Origin of the sequence: Methanolacinia petrolearia DSM 11571 (genome assembly GCF_000147875.1) — an archaeon.
Classification (GTDB): Archaea; Halobacteriota; Methanomicrobia; order Methanomicrobiales; family Methanomicrobiaceae; genus Methanolacinia; species Methanolacinia petrolearia.
Genome location: NC_014507.1, coordinates 1,742,045 through 1,765,161 on the forward strand (window position 1 = coordinate 1,742,045; position 23,117 = coordinate 1,765,161).

The 23,117-nt window shown below is 45.6% G+C and carries 23 protein-coding genes and 1 tRNA gene; 15 read left to right on the forward strand and 9 right to left on the reverse strand.

What is annotated here, in order from left to right; genetic code table 11:
• Positions 1-22: 22 nt before the first annotated feature.
• Genes MPET_RS08650 through MPET_RS08660 form a run of 3 tightly spaced genes read left to right on the forward strand, consistent with a single transcriptional unit; the run spans position 23 to position 4,260 of the window.
• Positions 23-1,759 carry a pyruvate/oxaloacetate carboxyltransferase gene (locus MPET_RS08650; protein ID WP_013329641.1) on the forward strand — a complete coding sequence of 579 codons (1,737 nt, stop codon included), beginning with the start codon at positions 23-25 and terminating at the stop codon, positions 1,757-1,759.
• A complete protein-coding gene (locus tag MPET_RS08655) occupies positions 1,756-3,234 on the forward strand; it encodes an acetyl-CoA carboxylase biotin carboxylase subunit (RefSeq protein ID WP_013329642.1) in 1,479 nt (492 codons plus the stop codon). The genes MPET_RS08650 and MPET_RS08655 overlap by 4 nt, the downstream gene beginning before the upstream one ends.
• Positions 3,235-3,270: 36 nt before the next feature.
• Positions 3,271-4,260, forward strand: a complete 990-nt coding sequence (locus tag MPET_RS08660) for a TIGR00341 family protein (RefSeq protein ID WP_013329643.1) — start codon at positions 3,271-3,273, stop codon at positions 4,258-4,260.
• 1 nt (position 4,261) lies between these two features.
• Here the strand turns inward: MPET_RS08660 and MPET_RS08665 are convergent, their stop codons facing one another.
• Positions 4,262-5,443 (reverse strand): aminotransferase-like domain-containing protein, encoded by a 1,182-nt coding sequence (locus MPET_RS08665; protein WP_013329644.1) that lies wholly within the window; start codon positions 5,441-5,443, stop codon positions 4,262-4,264.
• Positions 5,444-5,580: 137 nt separating this feature from the next.
• Here MPET_RS08665 and MPET_RS08670 point away from each other — a divergent pair.
• From MPET_RS08670 to MPET_RS15350, 3 genes are all read left to right on the forward strand, one after another.
• Positions 5,581-5,694, forward strand: a tRNA-Met gene (locus MPET_RS08670).
• Between the two features lie 231 nt (positions 5,695-5,925).
• Positions 5,926-6,123, forward strand: a complete 198-nt coding sequence (locus MPET_RS15160; RefSeq protein WP_013329645.1) for a hypothetical protein — start codon at positions 5,926-5,928, stop codon at positions 6,121-6,123.
• Positions 6,124-6,128: 5 nt separating this feature from the next.
• On the forward strand, positions 6,129-6,458 hold the full coding sequence (locus MPET_RS15350; protein ID WP_013329646.1) for a hypothetical protein: 330 nt from the start codon (positions 6,129-6,131) through the stop codon (positions 6,456-6,458).
• A gap of 29 nt (positions 6,459-6,487) precedes the next feature.
• Here MPET_RS15350 and MPET_RS08675 read toward each other — a convergent pair whose 3' ends face one another.
• A complete protein-coding gene (locus MPET_RS08675; RefSeq protein WP_013329647.1) occupies positions 6,488-7,423 on the reverse strand; it encodes a hypothetical protein in 936 nt (311 codons plus the stop codon).
• Positions 7,424-7,722: 299 nt separating this feature from the next.
• On the opposite strand from MPET_RS08675, the gene MPET_RS08680 reads away from it, so the two are divergent.
• Positions 7,723-8,460, forward strand: a complete 738-nt coding sequence (locus MPET_RS08680) for a LolA family protein (RefSeq protein ID WP_013329648.1) — start codon at positions 7,723-7,725, stop codon at positions 8,458-8,460.
• Positions 8,461-8,957: 497 nt separating this feature from the next.
• Entirely contained in the window at positions 8,958-9,632 is a 675-nt protein-coding gene (locus MPET_RS08685) for a hypothetical protein (protein WP_013329649.1), read from the forward strand.
• Between the two features lie 300 nt (positions 9,633-9,932).
• Here MPET_RS08685 and MPET_RS08690 read toward each other — a convergent pair whose 3' ends face one another.
• Positions 9,933-10,556 carry an HD domain-containing protein gene (locus MPET_RS08690; RefSeq protein ID WP_013329650.1) on the reverse strand — a complete coding sequence of 208 codons (624 nt, stop codon included), beginning with the start codon at positions 10,554-10,556 and terminating at the stop codon, positions 9,933-9,935.
• A 427-nt stretch (positions 10,557-10,983) separates the two neighbouring features.
• Here MPET_RS08690 and MPET_RS08695 point away from each other — a divergent pair, with 427 nt between their 5' ends.
• From MPET_RS08695 to MPET_RS08705, 3 genes are all read left to right on the forward strand, one after another.
• Complete coding sequence (locus tag MPET_RS08695) at positions 10,984-11,622, forward strand: type 1 glutamine amidotransferase family protein (protein WP_013329651.1); 639 nt, start codon at positions 10,984-10,986, stop codon at positions 11,620-11,622.
• Between the two features lie 275 nt (positions 11,623-11,897).
• Positions 11,898-12,194, forward strand: coding sequence for a type VII toxin-antitoxin system MntA family adenylyltransferase antitoxin (gene mntA, locus MPET_RS08700; RefSeq protein ID WP_013329652.1), 297 nt, complete (start codon positions 11,898-11,900; stop codon positions 12,192-12,194).
• A complete protein-coding gene (locus MPET_RS08705) occupies positions 12,191-12,538 on the forward strand; it encodes a HepT-like ribonuclease domain-containing protein (protein ID WP_013329653.1) in 348 nt (115 codons plus the stop codon). The genes mntA and MPET_RS08705 overlap by 4 nt, the downstream gene beginning before the upstream one ends.
• Before the next feature lie 148 nt (positions 12,539-12,686).
• Here MPET_RS08705 and MPET_RS08710 read toward each other — a convergent pair whose 3' ends face one another.
• Positions 12,687-13,937 carry a cation diffusion facilitator family transporter gene (locus MPET_RS08710; protein WP_013329654.1) on the reverse strand — a complete coding sequence of 417 codons (1,251 nt, stop codon included), beginning with the start codon at positions 13,935-13,937 and terminating at the stop codon, positions 12,687-12,689.
• A gap of 193 nt (positions 13,938-14,130) precedes the next feature.
• Between MPET_RS08710 and MPET_RS08715 the strand changes: the two genes are divergently transcribed.
• Positions 14,131-15,024: a hypothetical protein gene (locus tag MPET_RS08715; RefSeq protein ID WP_013329655.1), complete on the forward strand. Its 894-nt coding sequence runs from the start codon at positions 14,131-14,133 to the stop codon at positions 15,022-15,024.
• A gap of 32 nt (positions 15,025-15,056) precedes the next feature.
• On the opposite strand, the gene MPET_RS08720 is transcribed toward MPET_RS08715, so the two are convergent.
• A complete protein-coding gene (locus tag MPET_RS08720; RefSeq protein WP_013329656.1) occupies positions 15,057-15,863 on the reverse strand; it encodes a pyrroline-5-carboxylate reductase family protein in 807 nt (268 codons plus the stop codon).
• A gap of 111 nt (positions 15,864-15,974) precedes the next feature.
• Between MPET_RS08720 and MPET_RS08725 the strand changes: the two genes are divergently transcribed.
• Positions 15,975-16,556, forward strand: coding sequence for a flavodoxin family protein (locus MPET_RS08725; RefSeq protein WP_013329657.1), 582 nt, complete (start codon positions 15,975-15,977; stop codon positions 16,554-16,556).
• Between the two features lie 111 nt (positions 16,557-16,667).
• On the opposite strand, the gene MPET_RS08730 is transcribed toward MPET_RS08725, so the two are convergent.
• Positions 16,668-16,967, reverse strand: coding sequence for a DUF5320 domain-containing protein (locus MPET_RS08730; protein ID WP_013329658.1), 300 nt, complete (start codon positions 16,965-16,967; stop codon positions 16,668-16,670).
• 115 nt (positions 16,968-17,082) lie between these two features.
• Positions 17,083-19,176, reverse strand: coding sequence for a cation:proton antiporter (locus tag MPET_RS08735; protein ID WP_013329659.1), 2,094 nt, complete (start codon positions 19,174-19,176; stop codon positions 17,083-17,085).
• A 480-nt stretch (positions 19,177-19,656) separates the two neighbouring features.
• On the opposite strand from MPET_RS08735, the gene MPET_RS08740 reads away from it, so the two are divergent.
• Positions 19,657-20,295, forward strand: coding sequence for a HEAT repeat domain-containing protein (locus MPET_RS08740; protein ID WP_013329660.1), 639 nt, complete (start codon positions 19,657-19,659; stop codon positions 20,293-20,295).
• A gap of 72 nt (positions 20,296-20,367) precedes the next feature.
• Entirely contained in the window at positions 20,368-21,855 is a 1,488-nt protein-coding gene (locus MPET_RS08745) for a glutamate synthase-related protein (protein ID WP_013329661.1), read from the forward strand.
• Between the two features lie 481 nt (positions 21,856-22,336).
• Here the strand turns inward: MPET_RS08745 and MPET_RS08750 are convergent, their stop codons facing one another.
• Together MPET_RS08750 and MPET_RS08755 are read right to left on the reverse strand one after the other, a co-directional pair.
• Positions 22,337-22,807 carry a NusA-like transcription termination signal-binding factor gene (locus MPET_RS08750; RefSeq protein WP_013329662.1) on the reverse strand — a complete coding sequence of 157 codons (471 nt, stop codon included), beginning with the start codon at positions 22,805-22,807 and terminating at the stop codon, positions 22,337-22,339.
• 2 nt (positions 22,808-22,809) lie between these two features.
• Positions 22,810-23,097, reverse strand: coding sequence for a 50S ribosomal protein L30e (locus MPET_RS08755; protein ID WP_013329663.1), 288 nt, complete (start codon positions 23,095-23,097; stop codon positions 22,810-22,812).
• Positions 23,098-23,117: the final 20 nt, after the last annotated feature.

A 23,117-nucleotide genomic window follows, 5' to 3' on the forward strand; every position in this document is an offset into this window, starting at 1 on the left:
CCTGGCTCCTTGGAGGAAATTTATGAGCGTTGCCAATACTGTAAAAATAACAGATACTACCCTCAGGGATGCACATCAATCCTTAATCGCTACCCGGCTTAGGACCGAGGATCTGATCCCTGTTGCAAGACAATTAGATAAAATAGGTTTTTTTTCGGTAGAGGCCTGGGGAGGCGCCACCTTTGACAGTTGCATACGGTACCTGAACGACGATCCATGGCAGAGGCTCCGTGATATCAAGGCCGAGATGAAAAACACAAAGGTCCAGATGCTTCTCCGCGGCCAGAATCTGGTAGGATACAAGCATTATCCCGATGACGTTGTCGAAAAATTCATCGAAGCCGCAGGAAGGAACGGGGTCGATATATTCAGGGTCTTCGATGCATTAAACGACATCAGGAACATGGAAAAATCCATGGAGGTTGTAAAGGATATTGGAGCACACCTCCAGGGAACGATAAGCTACACTACAAGTCCGGTCCACTCGGTCGCCGGATTCATAGATCTTGCCGAAGATCTCTATTCAAAAGGCAGCGATTCGATCTGCATCAAGGATATGGCCGGGCTTATAATGCCGAAAGATGCGGCGGATCTTGTTGCCGGAATCAAAAAGAGGATCGACATACCTGTAAACCTCCACTCGCATTCGACAAGCGGAATAGCCCCGATGAGCTACCAGGCGGCAATAGAGGCAGGAGTAGATATCCTTGATACGGCCATGTCGCCGTTTGCAATGGGAACCTCCCAGCCTGCAACCGAGAGCGTGGTTGCGAGCCTCATAGGAACGGAGAGGGATACGGGCATCGATCTGATGCGCCTCCGGGATGCAAAGATCAAATGCCTTGTAGTCAGGGAGAAATACGGGGCGCTTATCGACCCGATATCGGAGAGGATCGATTCCGATGTCCTGATATACCAGCTCCCCGGCGGAATGATCTCGAACCTCGTCTCGCAGCTCAAGGAGCAGGATGCGCTCGACAAACTCGAATCTGTTCATAACGAGATCCCGAAGGTCAGAAAGGATCTGGGATATCCCCCGCTTGTCACCCCGACGAGCCAGATCGTGGGAACACAGGCCGTGCTGAACGTCCTTATGGGCGGGGAGAGATACTCCAATGTCACCCAGGAGGTCAAGGACTACGTAAGGGGCCTCTACGGCAAACCCCCGGGAACAATACCTGAAGAGATTCGCGAGAAGATCATCGACGGTGAGAAAGCCTTCGAAGGAAGGCCCGCGGATCTCCTGGAACCCGTATACGAGACGATGGCAAAGGAGGCCGGTGAAGAGGGTCTTGTAAAGAAGGACGAGGACATCCTGACATACATCCTCTATCCCGCAATAGCGCCATCGTTCCTCAAAGGAGAGAGAAAGGCCGAGACGATCCCGACCTTATCCCAGTCCAGGAAGCAGGATTCAGGAAACATTCCGAGCTTCATGGAGGTCGAGGTCGACGGCGAGATCTTTGCGGTCAGGATTCTCTCTGTAGAAGGAAGTGAGGTCACGTCCTCCGCGTCCATCGGCGAGAAGAAGATCCCGAGGAACATCAAGGGCGGAGTCAAGAGCAACATGCAGGGAATGGTGCTCAAGGTCGAGACGTGTCTCGGGGCCGAGGTGAAAGTTGGAGACACTCTCGTGGTTCTCGAGGCCATGAAGATGGAGAACCCGATTAAATCGATAAAGGCCGGGAAGGTGACCCAGATCTTTGTCGATGCAGGCGACACCGTGCAGAGCGGTGACGTCTTGCTGGTGATTGAATGAGTTATTTCAATAAGGTCCTAATCGCCAACAGGGGCGAGATCGCCATCAGGATAATGCGTGGCTGCAGGGAGCTTGGAATAGAGACGGTCGCCGTTTTTTCCGAACCGGACCGAAACGCTCTCCACGTCAAATACGCGGATGAGGCTTATCTTCTCGGGGCTGCACCTCCGAAAGAGAGCTATCTCAATATGGACCGTATCTTAAAGATCGCAAAGAGTTCCGGAGCTGAAGCGATCCATCCCGGGTACGGATTTCTTGCCGAAAATTCGAAATTCGCCAAATACTGCGAAGAAGAGGGCCAGACTTTTATAGGACCTTCGTGGAAGTCTATCGAGGCGATGGGATCCAAGCTCGGCTCCAAACACATGATGGACAAAGCCGGCGTTCCGGTCCTCCCGTATACCCATGACGGCGTCAAAGATATTGACGAGGCGAAAAGAGTTGCAAAGGATATCGGGTATCCTGTAATCGTCAAGGCAAGCGCAGGCGGCGGTGGTATAGGGATGCAGATCGTCGAGAATGAAGAGGAGCTCGAAAACGCGATCGAGAAGGGTATGAGGATCGCCGAATCGGCATTCGGTGATTCGACTGTCTTCATCGAGAAGTATCTTGTGAAACCGCGGCATATCGAGTTCCAGGTTCTCTGCGACAAACATGGCAACCGGGTGCATCTCTACGACAGGGAGTGCTCTATACAGAGACGCCACCAGAAGCTCGTCGAAGAGGCCCCGTGCCCGATAATGACGGACGAGCTCCGCGAGAGGATGTCGGAGTCCGCGCTGAAGGTTGCAGAGGCTTCGGGCTATTATAATGCAGGAACAGTCGAGTTCCTCTACAGCGAGGGGAACTACTACTTCATGGAGATGAACACCCGTCTCCAGGTTGAGCACACCGTCACCGAGATGATAACCGGCGTGGATATCGTAAAGCAGCAGATTAAGGTCGCTGCCGATGAAGAGCTCCGGCATTCGCAGGAGGACATCAGGCTCAACGGCCATGCGATCGAATGCCGTATCAATGCCGAAGATCCGCTGAATAATTTCACCGCCGACCCGGGAAAGATCGTCCGCTACAGGTCCCCGGGAGGCCCTGGAATCAGGGTTGATTCGGGTATCCACATGGGATATGCGATCCCGCCGATGTACGACTCGATGATATCCAAACTCTGCTCGTGGGGAAGCGACAGGCAGGAATCGATAGACAGGATGAGAAGGGCGATCTACGAGTATGTCATTCTCGGAGTGAAAACTACCCTGCCTCTTCATCACGCGATAATGAGGAACAGCCACTTCATCAACGGGGATACGCACACTCATTTCCTGCAGGAGGAGCATATCCAGAAGAGCCTCGGGAGATACCTCCGCGAGGAGCAGACACGCATGCAGACCCTTGCCGCATCCCTTAGGGGAGGCAAAGAGGCTGCTGCGATCTCTGCGGCTGTAAATGTCTACATTCAGCAGGCAAAAGAACAATAAGAACTATTTTTATCACATGACAGTTATCTGATAGTTATGAAGAAGATACTCCTTCATGCCAGGCGTGAGGATTACAAGAATCTTAAACCATTGCTGGAGGATCTTTATCATATAGATGTGGACGAGGGGGATTTCGTCCAGGTCAAAATATTCGCACCCGATTCTGAGGTTAACAATATAATTGACAAAATCCGGGAGCCTCTTGATTTAAGGTACAAAGAGAACCTTATCGAAGTCTCGACCCCCGATTTCGTCATCTCGTCCACTCTCTCACGGGCGGAGAAAACTGCCCCGAAGCACGAAAAGACTCCTGTAGAGGAACTGCTTAATTCGGCGAAGAATTATAGTTCGATCGATTCCTGGATTCTTCTACTGACAACGATCGCCGGACTTATAGCGCTCACGGGCCTCTTCCTGAATAATGTGGCGATTATTATCGGGGCGATGCTCCTTGCACCTATTCTCGGGCCGATCCACTCTTTTGCGATCTACGCTGCGACGGGGAGAGCTAAGGATGCTTTAATGAGCGTTTTTGCTCTTTTCATCTACCTTGTCACGATATTATTCGTATCGGTAGTAGCGACTTACACGCTGAACCTGATGGAGGTATCGATGCAGGCAGGTCTCTACACCCTTGAGATAACACAGGAGATCCTTCTCAGGACGACTACGAGCCCGATATACATTCTCATGGCAGTTCTGCTCGGTCTTGCCTCGATGATAGCTGTTTCAAAGGGTTTTTCCGAGTCCATAGCCGGAGTTGCGGTCGCAGCAGCCTTGCTTCCTCCGACTGTTGTTGCAGGAATTTCAATTATCATGATCCCCGACGCGATCACCGGAGCACTTCTTCTTACACTGGATAACGTGATCGGGCTTATCGCAGGCGCACTCATCGGAACTTTGATTATAGGAGTTGCGCCAAGAACGGGATCGGAAGCAAGGGTTGCAAAAAAATTTGTGAAAAGGACAATTGCCCTGATTATATTGTTTATCACTGTTCTTACGGTTACATCACTGGCATTCTGAATCAGTAATACAACTCTTTTATGACATCTGCCACTACCCCGATTCCGTATTTGATCTCTTCTTCGTCCGAATTCGTGAAGTTGAGCCTCGCCGTTTTGTCTCCTTTTCCGTCGACGTAGAACGGCATTCCGGGGAGTATGACGACATTCTTTTCCGAGGCCTTTTCGAATATCTTCATCGAGGACATGTTGTCGGGGAAGCGGAGCCAGACGAACATTCCGCCTTCGGGCTGAGTGCAGGTGATCTCGGGAGGAAGCTCGGAACGGATTGTTTTGACCATGAGGTCCGCCCGCTTCTTGTATTCCGCACGTATCTTTTCGATATGGGTGTCGATGTTGTTTTCTTCGAGATACTGGTATAGTATCCTCTGGCTGAGATAGTTCGAGTGAAGATCGGATGCCTGCTTTGCGATTATGACCTTGTCGAGGACTTCGGGAGTGGCACAGACCCAGCCGAGCCTCATTCCCGGTGAGAATATCTTGGAGAACGAGCCTGTCATTATGCCTGCTTCGGGCATGTAATATTTGACCGGCTTTATGGCTTTTCCGTCGAAGCGAAGCTCCCCGTAGGCGTCGTCTTCGATAAACGGGACTTCGGCTTCGTTGAGTATTTCTGCGACTTCCTTCCTCTTTTCGTCGGAGTATGTTATCCCGGTGGGGTTCTGGGAGTTGGGTATTCCGTAGAAGAAGGCCGGAAGTTCTTCGGATAATACGGACGAGAGTTCGCCGGTGTCGGGGCCGTCGTCCTGGAGGGAGACTGAATGAAATTCGGGTTCGTAGAGAGAGAAGGACTGGATCGCACCGAGGTATCCGGGCTTTTCCATCAGGACGGAATCGCCGTTGTTGATGAATACCTTCCCGAGAAGGTCGAGGCACTGCTGCGAGCCGTTGGTTATCAGGATCTCGTCGGCGCTGACGTCGAGGTTGTATCTCTTCGCGTAACGGTCGGCGATATATTGTCTGAGGGGTTCGTATCCTTCGGTGGTTGAGTACTGGAGGGCGGACCTGCCGTCGCTTTTTATGATATCCGATGCGGCTTTCCCGATCCCTTCGGTATCGATGAGGGAAGGGTTTGGAAGACCGCCGGCGAAGGAGATAACGTCGGGGTTTTCCGTAACCTTGAGTATCTCGCGTATGAAGGATTTCGGGGTGTTCTGAATCCTTCTCGAGAACATAAATTTCATGTATCTGATATTCGTTTTTTTAAGGGAAAAAACTGCATGATGTTATCTCCGGTAGTCATATCATAAGGTTTAATAGCGTATCCGTCCTTTTTATTATGCACTTTGTTGTGCGAATAACCGACGAAAAAATTTCACATGCTGTCGTGGCCTAGTCGGTTAGGGCGCCAGACTCATAGGGTTTTGTAGCACATTTCGGGGCGCTTGATATCTGAGATATCTGGAGGTCGCGGGTTCGGATCCCGTCGACAGCATTTTTGTTTTTAAACACATGCAGTTCATGTAGGGTTTTAAAAAGGTTACCAGATTCGATAGTAAAAATTCACAATTTTACAAGTATAGCAGAACTTACAATTTTAGCAAAGCAACAAAATTTTTTTTAAAAAGAACATCTAATAAAAACAAAATAAGGGAAAATAATAATTTTATTCATTTTTAACGAATAAACAAAATTAATATAAGAACCCATCCATATAAAATAAAATATGGCTCAGGAAACATCATTAAATTCTAATGATGATGTATTAGCAGCAATTTTAGGTGCTGTTATCGGGATAGTGGGGGGATTTTTCTTAATATCCTTATTAGAGGGGAAAAAGCAAAAGTGCCCGGTATGCAACAACAACATTGAGCAGGGTGTGGGGGTATGTCCACATTGCGGCGCCGTTCTTCAATGGAGTTGATCCAAATGGACATATGTACCCCTGATATTTTACGACAAGCATATACCTATTCTTTAAAATGGGCAGAAGGCGCTTTTATTATTGTAATTGTCCTTCTTACTTTTAATTATTGGAACGTATTTTTGCTTGAAAATTGTCCTTTTCCGCATTTTGTATCCATACTGTATGTTTATTTAATCCTTAATGGTATATTTTTATATAGACGATACACAATAAACGTAAAAAGTTCAGTTGCATCTGGAAAAACATGTGCATTTTGCGGAAGCCCCTTATTAATTAACACTTATATTTGTTCAAAATGCGATGCAATAGTCAAGAAACCTGAAAAAAAATAGATTTATACTTTATTTTTTCTTCTCTTAAATCAATTATTTATTGAAATATAATATTCATTTTCCCATTCCGCAAGCCATTCCTTTAATAATTTTTCCATTTCTTCCAAAAAATTGAATAACTCCTGATCCTTCTCATTTAGTTGATGTATTATACCATCTACTGACTCGCTATTCTCTCTAAGTATATTAACATCTGAGATAATTTGGTTGTATATTTTAGATCCATCATTATCAAATAATTCAGTTCTATCCCACATTTTCCCATAAAATATTACTGTAAATAAATTATCCATAGATAGTATGGGAATACCATAAGGATCAACCAAAGGAACCTTTGATTGCTTCCAATTATTTTTATCAGAAATATTAAAATACATTTTAATTGTATCAATTTTTGGAATAATATCATTAAAGATATTTAAAGCAAAAACCTGATAATTCATTACCTTTTCATTATACTTAGTAAGTAAACCGTTTAATTTTGGATAATAATATTTAAACGTACTTTCAATAAAATTAGGGTTTACCAATATTTTATTTGAATTATGTAAAAATGAATAATTTAGATCAAACACATTTCCCTTATCAAAAGACCAATCAAATAATTCCAATTCAATGTTTTGATATTCATCACCATTTTTAGTAGTAACATGAGATTTCCGATTCATCGAATGCTTACATTCTTCAATTTGTATCCGCAAAGGATTTAAGCAAACGCTTGTTATTTCCTGAATTCTTTGCCTTATTCTGTCTTTTTCTCCTGAATTCAGAATTTGTTTTGTTGAATAAGCATAATAAGCTGTAATTCCGACCAATATAATATTAACACCAATTATTATCCAATTTGTTTCATTAGAGAGAAAACCCCTTCCAACAGAGTAAATCACAGCGTAAATTGAAAACGAACAAATTAGACCCACAAAGAGTCCTTTGATAAAATTAGATAGATTTTTTTTTAGTTTCATTTTTTCAGCCCTTGCATTTCCTTTTTCAATGACCTCAGTCTCTTCAACATATCATCAATCATGTTCAATATACATCAAAAAATGAAATATATTTTTTCTTGGTAAATATTCAAAATGATATTCCAAAAGAATCAATATGTAAACCAGCAGGCATCATGGAACGGCAATGGAGGTATTGAGACTTCCCATTATTGTGGATCAGGTGTTGCCTGATGATCCAACACCTCCTTTTTTTATTACTTCATACAAGTAATTTATGTTGTCTTTTCATAGCCGGATGACTTCCAACGGAGTAACAAATGAGTAAACAAATTTTAATAATCGTTCTCATTCTCGGGATGGCATTTACTTTGGGTTGTCTTGACAATTCCATTAAGGAACCAAACGAAGACGATATTATTTCGTCATTTACCAGCCACCAGATGTCTATTTGGAATTATTCTGGAGAATTGTTGATAGAATCAGGTATCAGCGGCATTTTGCCTGAGGAATGCAGAATTTTTGTCAAGTACCCCTCTAAGATTAAAGCTGAGTACATTCAATCTTCAACGCGAAATAACGGGACGATCTCAATTCTGAATGGAAGCCGGTTGATCGAATACTATCCTTTAAGCAACAGGACGCTGGTATTCGAAACAAATCCGGATGGTAATTCTCTTACAGCACTGGATTACCCGGGTCTGCTGAAAAAGATCATACCAGAGGGTAATCTTAGCTATCAGGGAGTTGAATATATTGATAATAAATCGACTTATGTTATTGATATAAGTCCGGAAAATCCTGATGAACTTTTCATAGAAAAATATTCAACTTACCAGATATCACTTGCCAGAGTATGGATAGATTCGGAATCGTGGATTGTAAAAAAAATAGAGTTGTATGGTAAAGAGGTTTTAAGCCCTATTGTTACTGTTAATTACCGGAACTTAACAGTGAATGGAGATATCCCTGACGATGTTTTCAATTCAGAGCAGTATTTACAATATGAGATCATTACTCCGCCGTCTCATCCTCCGGTGATTTACGAAACCGGTTAGATCCGCTATGTGGAAACCCTATCATTTTTTAAAAGTCATGTTAATGAAACTATTTTGATCTTTTGGATGGTTTGAAATGTGGAACCGAAGTGTACATCCATATAATCTGAAGAAAATTCGAAGAGAAAAATCTCCGGGTTTGATCTTTACCGAAGATGTTGGCATTAATTTTTTTTAAATAAAATCCGGTACATTTTAAGAAGAGATATTATTTCAGACAAACGTCAAATTGTAAATTAAAACTTAAATCAGGCGAAAATACGACCGAAACGCCAATTTTAGAATCCACACAGAAGTCCGAGATTCCACGATCTCCACCTCAGACGATATGTGCATCGCCTGAAAAAAAGAGGGCGATAACGGGCAGTTATATCGATGCAATCCGGGCTTTAATCCCTCCAAAAACTACTATTATCTAAAAAGGATCAGAATGAGAAATATTCCCTTTCCTAAAAAATCCAAGCTTTTTTTATATCGCAAGTAACAAACCACAAACAATGAAAATCCCCGAAGAAGCAATAAAAAAAGCCCTCGAACTCGGTGCGGACGTGGCGGGATTTGTCCCTGCAAAGAAGATGATCGGCTGCCCTTCCGAGCTGAGCGCCGGGCCGCAGGGATTTTCAAATTCTAAAGGATCGTTTCTCGTCCTCGGCCTCTATCACGACCCTGAAAAACCGGAGATGGACTGGTGGGAGGAAAAGAGCAGCACACCCGGCGACAGGATCCTTCACCGGATAACGACAGAAATCAGCAGGTGGCTCGGGGAAGTTCACGGGATCGATGCCCACGACATCCCGTACCAGATCCACGATGGCGGAATATACCTTAAAGACGCCGCAGTTCTTGCCGGTCTCGGCAAAATCGGGAAGAACAATCTTGTAATCGTCCCCGGCTTTGGTCCGAAGGTCCGGTTCCGGGCGTTATGGGCCGATCTGGAAGTCCCGGAACCAGGTATCATCAAAGAATTCCTGTTCTGTGAAAAATGCTCTCGGATCTGTCATAGAAAATGCCCGATGGACGCATTCCCAAACGATAGTTACAGCCGTGAAAGATGCCTGAAAAGAATAGATCTTGACAAGAGCCTTGCAGCGGAAACCGCCCGGAATACCGGAAAAGGCACCCTCGTCGATCACTGCCGGACCTGTGAGCTTGTCTGTCCTATGGGCAGGTGAATCTCCCCTCCCTTCTATCACAGGTTTTTTAATGCCATAAGCCCCTTCGGGGCAGGCCAGTGCTTAATTCGCTACGCGAATTTACGCAATGAAGATAGCCCGGTCTGGACGCTACCCATCCGGGTAGCCTCGACCGGGAAAGATCTATTTCAATATAAGAAAACAGGAGCGAGGAAGGATGCTCGTCCATCCTTCTCGCGACTTATCACAATCAAAGGTGACCGAAGGTCGCCCATAGGTTTCGAAAGGGCGATAGCCCTTCGGTAGGGAAAAACTCGTCCATCCATCCCACAACCGATCTCAATTTAGATAACTGAAGGTCGCCCCTTCTGTCACATTTCCGGCACTTATGGTCTCATCCTCCAGTGCTTCGGCAAACCGTTGCAGTAGTCCATGCCTTTCTTCAGCGATCGCTGCTGCGGTGTCAGTGTACATCAGATCTCTGAGGTTTAGCAGTTTTTCATGGATATGAGCATTGGCATCTTCAATACCATCGCCATGTTCTCCGGCCTGCATAAAAGTCCGTGCAATCCCGATCGCCCCCATAGCATCGAGTTTGTCGGCATCAGACAGGACCTTTGCCTCCAGAGTTTCAGGTTTTGTGCCTGTGCTGTAACGATGTGAGCGTATTGCGTGGGCGATCGCCCGGATGCGGGTTTCATCGCAGCCATTTGACCTGAGATATTCCTCTGCAATCCGTGCACCTTCCTCTTCGTGCCGAATTCCGGTTTCCTTCTCCAGCGGACGGGCAACATCGTGAAAGAGAGCGGCAGGAATGAGGATCTGCATATCCGCACCTTCTGCGTTTCCGATCTCTACACAGAGGCGGATGACACGAAGAGTATGATCAAGACCATGTGATCCCGACTGTCTGAAGAAGGTTTCAACAAAGTTCAGTATTCGCTCAATCCCGGTTTTTTCCATGTTAAGAGAGATTGTCGCTGAGCGGAAATAAGGGATTTGTCATATGCAGTTCTTATTGTGGGGCAACTACAACTTCAATTGAATGAATATTTGTCGTTTTACATAAGCTCCTCTCCAAAACTATACCTGAGGCACTATATAACCTGCTAAAAACTCACTTTCGCACCCCGTATCACTCCCGGTTAAATACCCTCAACAAGAATCTTTGATCATCTCAGGTACGGAAAAGATGTATGGCAATTGTCACTCTCCAAACTTTTTATGCCGACCGAAGGGCTGTCGCCCTTTCGATTCCCGGGGCGACCTTCGGCCACCTATGAATCAGGTCAGTTTTCAATGGAGATTTTCAAGCCGCTTACAGGGACGAGAACATAAATGCATTGAAAAATAACGGGTGTATTATTTAAAAATCAAATGGAGGAAATTTATGTTTACAATCTATGTTTACGTTCTGGATACTTTAGCCGACTGGGAACCGGGGCATGTTATCTCGGAGCTGAATTCCGGCCGGTTTTTCAAAAAGGACGAGGAACGTGTATCGCTCAAAACGGTAAGTTATTCTAAAGAGCCAATCAATACAATGGGCGGGATGACAATAGTGCCCGATTGCTTAACTGATGATATTGTCGTGAGTGAAACAAGCGTGTTGCTATTACCGGGCGCAGACACATGGAACGACCCAAAGCATAGCGCTATTATCGAAAAAGCAAGCGAATTTCTCTTATTAGGCGCGACTGTGTGTGCCATCTGCGGGGCTACCGTTGCGCTTGCCAACTTTGGGCTATTGGATAAGCGTCCGCATACAAGTAACGGACCGGGATTTCTTGAAATGTTTTCTCCTGGTTATAAAGGGCAAAATTTTTACATAGACCAGCCATCTGTAGCGGATAACAACCTTATTACTGCAAGTTCCACCGGAGCTTTGTTGTGGGCTAAACAAATTATCGAGCATTTAGGTGTTTTTCAATCAGACACACTGGAATCCTGGTATGAATATTTTAGTACCGGTGAGCCAGAACATTTCTTTGCCCTCATGCAAACTTTGCCGTCTGGCGATGAAAACTGATCCACCTTTGTCATAAACAGAACGGGGAGATAGACCATATGGGATGCCTGACAAACAATCCTGAAAAATAGTTGCCGATGACGAAGCAGCACTGGTTATCGATTACGGACAGGTCGATCCCGGTCATCGCATACAGGAAGGCAGAACCGTCCCTTCTATCACATCCTGTTTGCTAAGGCCAAAAGCACTTTCTGCATCCAAAAACCAATAAATTTTCAGATACAAAAGAATGATGACAGAGAACCAATATAAGATAAATTAAGCAGAGGTGGGATATGACAAAAACACAAATAGATTCGGCGGTCAGGGAGACAATCCTCTCTATACTGAAAAGATACGGTGCCACCAAAATTGCGATATTCGGTTCATATGCAAGAGGAGAGGAGAGAAAGAACAGCGATATCGATATTCTTGTTCGTTTCGATTCTCCAAAAAGTCTCTTTCAGCTTGTACGAATCGAAGACGAACTCGAAGAGGCATTACAAAGACCAGTGGATCTAATAACGGAAAAATCGGTCAGCCCCTATCTCGCCGATCCGATTCACCACGACGAAGTGGTGATATTCGGATGAACTCCCGGGATGTTGCATACCTAAAGCACATTCTTGAAGCGATATCATATATCGAAGACTTCTCAGAAAAGATCGGTTCCGCAGATGAATTAAAGAGTCACCCGCTTGAAAGAGCAGGTATCGAAAGAATGCTCACCATCATCGGGGAGGCGGCTAAGAACATCTCACCAGATATGAGGAAAGAATTCTCTAACCTCCCCTGGAGAGAAATCACAGGAATGCGGGACAAAATAATGCATCACTATTTTGGCGTTGATTACGAAGCCGTCTATGAAACAGTTATCCACGATATCCCGGAACTTAAGAAAGAGATCGCCGGCATTCTGAAAGAACTGGAAAAATAAGATAATTTCTGAGAGCCACGAATAAAAAGTCAAAAATTTATAACAAAACAGGAGTGCGGCTCGTCCATCCCACCCCGCGAATTATCGCAATTGAAAAGGAGAGTCAAAGGAAGAGAAATCCAACCTTACTGTCAAACTCCTGCGAAAACTAACTATTTTCCTCCTTCCTGCTCTCCATCTCAGCCTCAATTTTCTCGATCAATTCACTGGTATTATCCGCATCTGTAATCTTCAACAAAACTCCGGCGGACTCAAAGACATATTCGGCCGATTTGCCGGTCAATTTCTGTTTGGAAAATACCAGATCAGGCTTATATTTCAGTAAAAATTCTGCAGAACGCATTCCTTTCTGCTTATCTAATCCGGCAGCCGGATTCTGCAGTATTTCTTTTCGCAGCAGTTTTGCGTCCCTGAAATTGAAATCCAGAATTGCGAAATATGGCGCCTCGCCAAAATGAGGACTAATATCCCCGTCCCTGTTCTCAAGAGGTACAGCGTACCGGATGAAGCTTCTCTCCTTTGGCTCATAATGTATGACAACTCTTTCAACATTGGGAACAAGGTCGCGAATCTTTGATTCAATCCTTTCACTCGCAAGATGCGCCTTTGAAAGGTCGGTTTTTTTCATGTTTACAACCGCTTCAACGAAGATATATCGCCCGGAATTTCTGGCGTTGAGCTCTTTGGTGCAGATCACGACCGGGTCCGAATTAATTGCGGATTTTATCAGGTCCCTTGTTTTGTAATCAATCGATGCATCAAGAAGAGTTTTCATGCTGTCCTTTAAGATCTCCCATCCCGAATATGCAATGAAACCTGCAACTATTATCGCTCCGATACTGTCCACCGGAACTCCGAAATACTGGGCGAAGAGTGCAAAAAATACAACCAGTGTCGAAAGAACATCGACCTTATGCTGTTTTCCGTCCGCAATTAATCCAGGGGAATTATATTTTTTCCCGATTTTAACTTCATATGTTCCCAGGAGATACGGGACAGATGCAAGTCCTGCAACCGCCGGCAGCACCCATCCGCTAAACCCCAGTACCGTACTGTCTTCATATATTGCATTGATCAGGATCTCCCAGGCTGTCAAAAAGACAAGGAAGGCGATAAGGATAGATACAAAATTCTCGATTTTATAGAGCCCGTATGGAAATTTGTTGCTTTTAAGACCTGAAAGCCATATCCCGGCGATCAGGGCGAGGGAAGCGAAAATATCAATTAATGAATTGATTGCATCTGCTTCCAGTGCAAGGCTGCCCGAAATCCATGCAAGATAGAGCTTGACGATTACAAGGAAAGTATTGACCACAAGCGAATAAAAGGCGACTTTCCTGATAACGGAATCCTCTTTTTTCCTTTTCGAAATCAGATCATTCTCTTTTTCTTCCGGCATGGCGTCTTCCTTTTAGTGATGTAAAATACCAGGGCAATTTCAAAATTTTCGATTATCCAGTTCTCTATTTACTTTTTAAACCGACAATACTGAATAATTTATCCCCCGTAATTCCCTGGCACAAAATCTTATAAATCGATCCCTATTAATTCTATAATCTGCATAATAATGAAATACCAGGGGATTACCGGAATTGCCACGACTTGATGATTTTCTTGAGCCTTTAAACGAGGGAGTGTGGGAGGTTGCGATACCGAAAGAGTCGGTTACAGTTCCGCTCGATGCCGGGTGGAAGAAATCGGCTCTCAATGTCCCGTCTCCCGGGACCATAGCAAGCTACAGGAAAGGACAATATCACGTCCACGAAACGAAGGACGAATGGAAGGTCCACCTCGACAGGTACGATCCGGATAAACACCCGGTAATGCATCTCCTCGACGACGCCCCGCTTCTTCTCATGATCGGCGATACGTTCATCACGCTGATATCGAATATGAGAAGGGACGAATCCGGCGACACGAGGAAGATCCTTGAAACACAGGATAAGGAGTGGCATCTCCAGTTCATTACCGGAATTTTTCTCATACTCGCCGGACTGGATATTGCGCTGGACCCTCTCGGCGCCTTCCTCGGAACCATGAGCCTAATTTTCCCTATGGGAATCGTGATCCTCGGAATACTTGTCATGTTCGGGAAATTATGGAAAACACGTGACGAACCCTTTATCGAGGGAGATATCTTCAGGGGTCTTGTAATAATAGTGGCAGGAGTTCTTTCGTTCTCCATCCCACCCGATTTCTGGATTCTTATTTTCACGGCCATTCTCTCCCTCTGGATGTTTGCAAGTGCAATCATTCTTTTAAAGAGAGTCAGGAAAGGAAGGTCCGCCGTCCCGGAAGGGTTTGTCAGCCGCCTGGCAATTGGCATTTTTTCCCTTTTAATAGTAATTGGATCATTTTTCACCCCGATATACCTGATTGCCATATTAACGTTAGTGGTCGGAATCCTGCTAATCCTCATAGGGATCATGCTCGTTATCAACGGACTGAGGCTGAGAGGAATGATGAAAGCCCCGGTTTCAGGCTGAATATCCCGGCAGGGCGGCCTAAAAATAAAATTTTACAGGGAGTTCTCTTCAACCCGAAGATGCTTTTCAGACATCCTCGAAAGGACATTGTCAAAGACTTCGGGGATCTCCTTTTCTATGACATCCAGACCTTCGGCGGTGATACCACCTTCAGTAGCTACCCCCGATATAAGGGAACTGAAATCATAATCATTCCCGGATAACAGTTTTGCGGTTCCGGTAAATGTCTCCCGGACCAGGAATTCTGCATCTTCTATCGATATTCCGCCTCTCCGGACTCCGGCAAGTGCATACTGCTGCATGATCGAGGCAATTATCGCCGGCGAACTGCTCGTAAGATCCGACAACAATGAAATCTTGTCTTCCGTTGTTACATAAGACCTGCTAATTGAACCGAAGAGGGATAATATCTCTTCCCTGGCAAACTGCGGCACTTCTTCCCCGAATACCAGAACAGATACGCCTGCCCCGTATTCCGAAGTGATGCTCGGAATAACCCTCACGACATTAACACCCGACAATTCCGAGAGTTTTTTTAACGGGACATCAGATACAATCGAGACAATAAGTTTTTTCCCATCAAGAAAAGGCCGGATTTCAGGAAGGACATCTTTTACTTCGTCAGGCCCGACACAAAGAAATATGATATCCGATCTCCCGGCGACCTCGCCGTTTCCGGCACACCCGATTGCCCCGTAATTATTTACCAGATCGTTCATCTTTTCCGGCGTCCTGTTGTAAATAAAAACATCGCCGGGAGAAACCTTCCCTGATTCGATAAACTTGCGTGTAAGCATACTCCCCATGCTGCCGGTTCCGATTATACCGATACGAGACATTCTTCATCTTATACGAAACCGGAAATGAAAAAATTATCTGGACGTATACCAGTTCATTAGTCGCCCGGCACGGACCAAAATAATTTAACGAGTCATCAAAAACAATTACCCATGAAGATCCTCGGCACAGGCGGAAGCCCGAGAAAAGGAGGTAATACAGATATAATCCTGAAAGAGATCCTTCGGGGTGCAGGAGACGCCGGCCACGAAACAGAGGCCGTCTTTCTCCGGGATTACACAATCAATTCATGCACCGGCTGCGAGAAGTGCAGGAAGGATTTGACATGCACACGGTTCAACGACGGAATGAACCTGATATACCCGAAGATCGAAGAAGCCGATGTAATGATACTCGCATCCCCGGTATATAACTACAATGTCACGGCCATTATGAAATCCTTCATCGACCGCCTTTATCCCTATTATATATTTTCAGATGACCGGCCAAGAAAATACACCTCAAGACTCATGGACAGGAAAAGATTAGCGGTAGTCTTTTCGGTCTGCGAGCAGACCGACTCAAGAGAAATGGGATTTGCAGAAGAGGCTATGTCAAGACCGCTTGAGGCACTGGGCTACCAGATATACCTTTCATTTCCAATATGCGGATTTTTTGACAGGAAAGCGGTTCTTGGAGATGAAAATATCCTGAAGGAAGTGTATTTGATGGGCAAAAATCTTCCGGACAGGTGATTCGCAATTTCATGATCACAACAGGAATCGACTATTTGTAATCATTACTGGCAGGAAATTATCCGGTTTAAGCGGAAGAAAACAGGTGCAAAGATCAAATTTCAATAATTTTTATTTTGGATTATTCAATTCTTTTTTCAACTGTTTGAGTTCATCTTCCAGGGAATCGACTTTTTCTTCAAGGGTCCTGATATCATTCTTAATTCCGGGATAAACCGAATTCGGCTCATAAACTCCTATTTCATTCTCTTTTTCCGAATTGCCTATGGCATCGGAGATCAATTTAAGAGCTAATTCATTCTTCGATATAGTTACTCCTAACTGCTTCTCTTTCTCGATTCTCAGCTTTTCAAATTTCTTAAACAAATCCTTTGGAAAATATAAGGACACTTTTGTCTTAATATCAGGCATTTCTGCTATAATCACAGTTTTAAAAATTTATAAATATAGCAACTTAAGGCACAGTAACTTACGTTAAAATTGAGATTTCCGGATTTATTTTAATTTAGAGTGCAGAACAGAAAAATCAGAACTCTTTGACTTTTTCCCGGGCACGGGACTCTTCTCTCCTGAGACGTGATATCTCGGCCTCGATATCCTTTTCATCAAAAAACCCTTCCTCTTTCATATCGAAAAGCATCTTCTTCGCACCCGAGATCGCGATCCCCGATACAAGATAATCATAAAATGAATTAACCGCTCCAGGGGAGGAGTCTGCAAGTGACCTGAAGCCCGCCTTTGCGGATTCGTGCATCCTCCCGTACTCCTCGACAACAGGATCGATGATTGTTCTTCCCGAACCCGTTTCATCGGCAACATCAAGGACCCAGTCACGGGTTTCGGAAGCGGAAACGGATACGGCATACATCAGGAAAAGTTCGTCGAGAAGTTCCTCCTTTCGATCTCCTGCGTATAATTTGCCGAATAAAGGTGAAATGTCCTTTTTAAACCGTGCACCAATCTTTAATACCGGAGAATAATACCTGGTGCCTGAAGGATAGATGCCTTCGGACTGGATCTTGTCCACGCGTGTATCGGCGTCATAAAGAAGACGTTCAAGTACGCCCGGGGATACAAGTCCCGCATCATACATACGCCGGTAGCACTCCTGTTCATGCTCGATCGCCTTTATCCAGAAGAGTTCGCGGATTGAATCACCACCGGGGCAGTCCCTCCAGAAATCTGCAAACTTTTCCCTGAGGTCTTTAACGGCGGTATCATACTCCGAGGATGCACTATCAAGAGTATCAGCCGGAATGTATCCCTTATCTTTCATCCCTAAAAGCGCCTTCCTGCTCTCATTAGCCGACCTGACCGAAAGCCACAGCCTCTCGAACTCAAGGACGTTGTCGGGCCTTTGCAGCTTAAAAAATCTGATAAGGGGGCCTGTGGTCGTTCCCTGGACAATAATTGTAAAGACGACGACGACAACGGTAAATGCCGCTATCATATCGCGATACGGAAATTCCTTCGGAAGCGAAAGTACAAGCGCAAGACATACCGCACCCCTCAGGCCGCCCCAGAAGATTACCGTCTGGTATGATCGTGACACGGACCTGTCTCTCTCGATAATATTTGTAACCGAATAAAGACCATAGACCGATACCGCCCGTGCGACAGCCACTGCGACGATTACGGCTCCCGCCAGAGCTACAAAACCCCATGAAAATATTAACGGTTCACCAAGACTGGTAATTGTTATTCCGACAAGAAGGAATATCATGCTGTTTGCCAGGAATCCGATATACTCCCAGAATTTATACAGGTCCTCACGGACAGCGGGGCCGAGCCTCCTGGACGTCATCCTGTTGACAATAATTCCCGCGGCCACAACCGCTACGACCCCTGAAAGATCAAAAACAGCTTCCGATACAAGAAAAGCCGAATATGCTATCACGAGCGAGACGGTCTGGTGGAGGTGGGGATGATCCGGAGACGCCCTGATCGTCCCGTATATTGCAAAAGCCATGATCGACCCGATAAAAATACCACCGGCAAAGGAAAAAAGGAGAGAGTATGTAAAGAAAACCGATATCTCCTCTATTGAAGATGCACCCCCGGAATATGCCTGGAGTGCAACAATTCCCATGATAATATTGAATGTCACAATTGCAGACGCATCATTCAGAAGACTTTCTCCTTCGACAAGCGTGAAGAGTCTTTTCGGAACGCCCAGATCCTTAAAAAGTGCAATTACTGCGACGGGATCTGTAGCGGATATCAAAGCCCCGAAAACGAGAAGATAAATCAGAGGGATCGGAGTAAGGTAAGATAAAAGAAGGCCGATGACAAACACCGATATTACCAGTCCCGCTATCGCCATTACCAGAACGGGAACGATGTTCTTAAAAAGGAGCCGCGAATTTAATGCTATCGCCGATTCGAAGATCAGGGGGGGCAGAAAAATATACAGGATTAAGTCACTGTTCGGAACGTAGCCCGAGATAGGAGATAGAAAACTGACATTAGGTGCAATAAAATAAGCCAGGACAAACCCGATTATGAAAAGACCGATAGTGTAAGGAAATTTAACTCTTCGGAGTATAATTGACATGACTATGGCAATCGCCAGGAGAAGAATGATGATTCCTTCTTCACTGAGAATGACGGATTCGGGCATTTGCCTGAATTTTATAGATATTATGATATATAGATATTTTTTTCTCCCGGGAGATGTGGTATATCTCAACACATCTTTGACAACCCCTCGCCGCCAACCGCTTCGCAGGATGGCGGATCGGCCCCGGCCCCGGGGCCTCTCATTGCGATAAGCCACTCAGGGGACAGGCGAGTATCCCCTGAGCGGCGAGACGTGGTAAATCGATGACGACTATGGGAACGGAATTATGTCACAGAAAACTAAATTCAACAGCCCGGGGGACCCTTGCCGGTCCCCGGGGTTGCCGGAGTATGAGATGTATGTGAAGATGTTCACCCACGTAAAACAACTAAGAACAAATTTTTGTACTTGATGTTACAAAAAATAAATAATAATTTTAAAAGTATTACAAATTACACTTATTTTCATAAATAGGGGCCAATTCTGTCATTTTTGGATATATTTAAGTAACCTGTGATCTCATTCTCATTGTGGCCGGAGATGCAGAATCCCACAGACCATCCTTCAGAAAAAATCTCTCCTGATGAAGATACCAAAAAGAAAAGGCAGGAAAATATCCGGAAGCTCATAAGCTACCTGAGGAGCAGCGATCTCACCTTCAGGTGGAAAGCCGCGGAGATACTTGGGGATATGCGTGCAAAGGAGGCGGTCGAACCGTTGATAGAGGCCCTTTCCGATGAATATGTCGACGTAAGCTGGATCGCGGCCAAATCACTCGGTAAGATCGGGGATAAAAGGGCGACTCTGCCATTGATAAGATGCCTCGAAAGCGAAGAGCAATGGCTGAGAAAAGGTGCAGCAATCGGTCTGGGAATGCTCGGGGACAAAAGAGCGGTCAAACCTCTCATAAAACTACTCGACGATGAAAAGACCAAAGTCAGGATAGAGGCCGTGAAAGCTCTTAAGGAAATAAAAGACGACAGGGCAACAGGCCCTGTAATTGAAAAACTAAAAGATCCGCAAAAAAAAGTCAGGTCGGAGGCTGCCGACGCACTCGCCGTACTCGACGGTGAAGAGGCTGTCCAGGCCTTAAAAGATCATCTTTCGGATCCTGAGATCAAAGACAAAATATCAGAGGCAATTGAAATCCTCGAAAAGAAGAACAACAACAAAAAATAATGCAATTTTCATGAACCTAATACGGACAAGATATTTATAAATTAATTTTAAATCAGTCATAGGTGAAATCCCATGACTCTTTATCGCTGCAATATATGCAATGTTTTTGAATACAACCCGAAAAGAGGGGATTCGGTTACAGGCATAAACCCGGGTACGGACCCCGACGAATTCCCGGAAGACTGGAGATGCCCGATCTGCCATTCAAACAGGACGCATCTTAAAGAGATCGAAACTCACAGGCAGCCTTCCCAGACCATGCAGATCTTTACATGCCCGGTCTGCGGTGCAAAGAGCGAGATCAGCCTGACGGAGATAACAGGGCCTGAAAAGTCAGGATATCTTGAAAAATGGGAACGAAAGACCGATAATATCGAGAAAGATATGGAGCTCATCCATAAGATCTCGGCATCGGGAGAACCTGTAACAGAGCCGATGAGAACAAAGAAGAGCGTTCCTTCGTGGGACGATATCATAATCGCGGGAGCCCAGCTTGCAAAAATTCCCAAAAACAAAGACAAAGACGTAAAGACTGCAACCGTAATAGGGCCCAATGCAAAATATCCCCTGGTAATTGAGACACCAATATACGTAACTCACATGTCGTTCGGGGCCCTTTCACGGGAGATGAAGATCGCTCTCGCAAAGGGAAGTGCGGCAGTTAGAACGGCAATCGGCTCGGGCGAAGGAGGAATTCTCGAAGACGAACGAAAGGAGGCATACAGGTACATCTTCGAGTATGTCCCCAACCGGTACAGCGTCAGCGTGGAAAATCTCAGGTCCGCTGATGCAATCGAGATAAAGATAGGCCAGTCGACAAAACCGGGAATGGGAGGAGAACTTCCGGCCGAAAAGGTTACCGAAGAGATTGCCGCGATAAGAGGATTTCCCCAGGGAACCGACATCATAAGCCCCGCCTCCTTCGGCGACATCAGGAACAGGGATGACCTGAGGGAGAAAGTCGACTGGCTCAGGGAGACCTCCGGGGGACGGCCGGTCGGGATAAAAATTGCCGCAGGAAACATAGAGGCCGATATGAAGGTTGCAGTATACGCAAACCCGGATTTTATTACGATCGACGGAAGACCCGGCGGGACGGGAGCCGCGGACGTGATCATCAAGGACGCCACATCGGTTCCAACCATATTCGCCCTTCACAGGGCCAGGAGATATCTCGATGAAAACGGAAGAGGGGATATCTCCCTTGTGATCACAGGAGGACTGAGACTTGCATCCGATTTCGCCAAAGCGATAGCCATGGGTGCAGACGCCGTCGCAATAGGAACCGCCGCCCTCATGGCAGCGGCCTGCCAGCAGTACAGGGTCTGCAATACAGGCGAATGTCCCGTGGGAGTTACGACACAGAATCCCGATCTCAGGAAAAGACTTAAAATAGAGATATCCGCAAAAAAGCTCGAAAACTTCCTTAAGGTATCGACAGAAGAGCTGAAGGATTTTGCAAGACTGACCGGCAACAACGATATACACGATCTCTCGATTGAGGATCTATATACTACAAGTTCTGAAATTTCAGGGAATACCCTGATAAGGCACGTATAAAAAAGTGGGTCCTCTGCTAATCTACATTGTTGTGAAGATTATATTTCGCTACTTTTGACAACCCCTCGCCGCGAGCCGCACAGAAGGCTCGCGGACCGGCCCCGGCCTCGGGGCCTCTCATTGCGATAAGCCACTCAGGGGACAGACGAGTGTCCCCTGAGTGGCGGGACGCGGTGAATTCATAGCGTGTACGGAATGGAATATGCCCCAAAAACTAAATTCAACAGCCCGGGAGACCCTTGCCGGTCTCCGGGGCGTGCCGTGAGAAGAGAATCTCAAGGCAAGGCCCCTGGGCAGGGGCCGTCCGGCGGCACGGCCGCCGGTGCCGGGGTCGCCAGAATTGATCTTTAAGAAAAGTACAACAATACCATGTGAGGAGAAGAAAATAAAAAGCATTTCCGAGCTCTGAATGTACGTGAGCACGTGTGCCATCCCGAAATTATATACACACGTGAAATAAGCGAAAAATCAAAAAAAGTGATTAAGCCAGATCCCCGGCTTCTTCATCTTCGGCATTCGTAATAATCTGGACGTTGGCTATGTCGTGCTGCCTTTCGGCAAGCTTGTTCGCCTTGAAAATATTCTTTCCCCCTTTTCCGATGGCGATACCCATATCCTCTTCTTCCACATCGACGAAAGCTTCGAACTCTCCTTCCGCGTTCTCCCTTATGTCAACGGAGATAACCCTTGCAGGAAGGAAGCAGTTCTTGATAAACTGAACGGGGTCGTTCGAAAATTCGACAACCTCGATCTTCTTCCCCAGCTCATCGGATGCCTTCTTGATGCTGACACCGCTCTTGCCGATCGCACGGCCCATGTCACCGGGATTGATAACGAAGATTAAGCGCTCATTCTTTTCGTCGACAACACAGTCGCGGCTTCCCGCACCTGTGATGTCTTCGAAGCTCTTCATCAGCTGAAGTGCCCTTTCATTGAGTACAATCTCTGACATCTTTATTCCTTCTTAAGAGTAAGGATGTCGGATTCCCCCGCATCCTCGATTGAAAGAGCACTTACCATAAACGGATTGCCTGATGTTTTTCCGAGCTGAAAGCTGGAATCATTTGATTTGTATACGAAAATATCCTTTTCCGAAAGATAATTCCTAAACTCTTCAGGACAGTTGCCTGCGATAATTACCATCTTTGAATTTCCACTCTCTACGGAGTTTTTGGTTTCATTTTGACCGAAAATTACTTTTCCGGATTTAATTGCGCGTCTGAGCGATGTTTCAAAATCCATTTGATTTCACCTGAATTTGG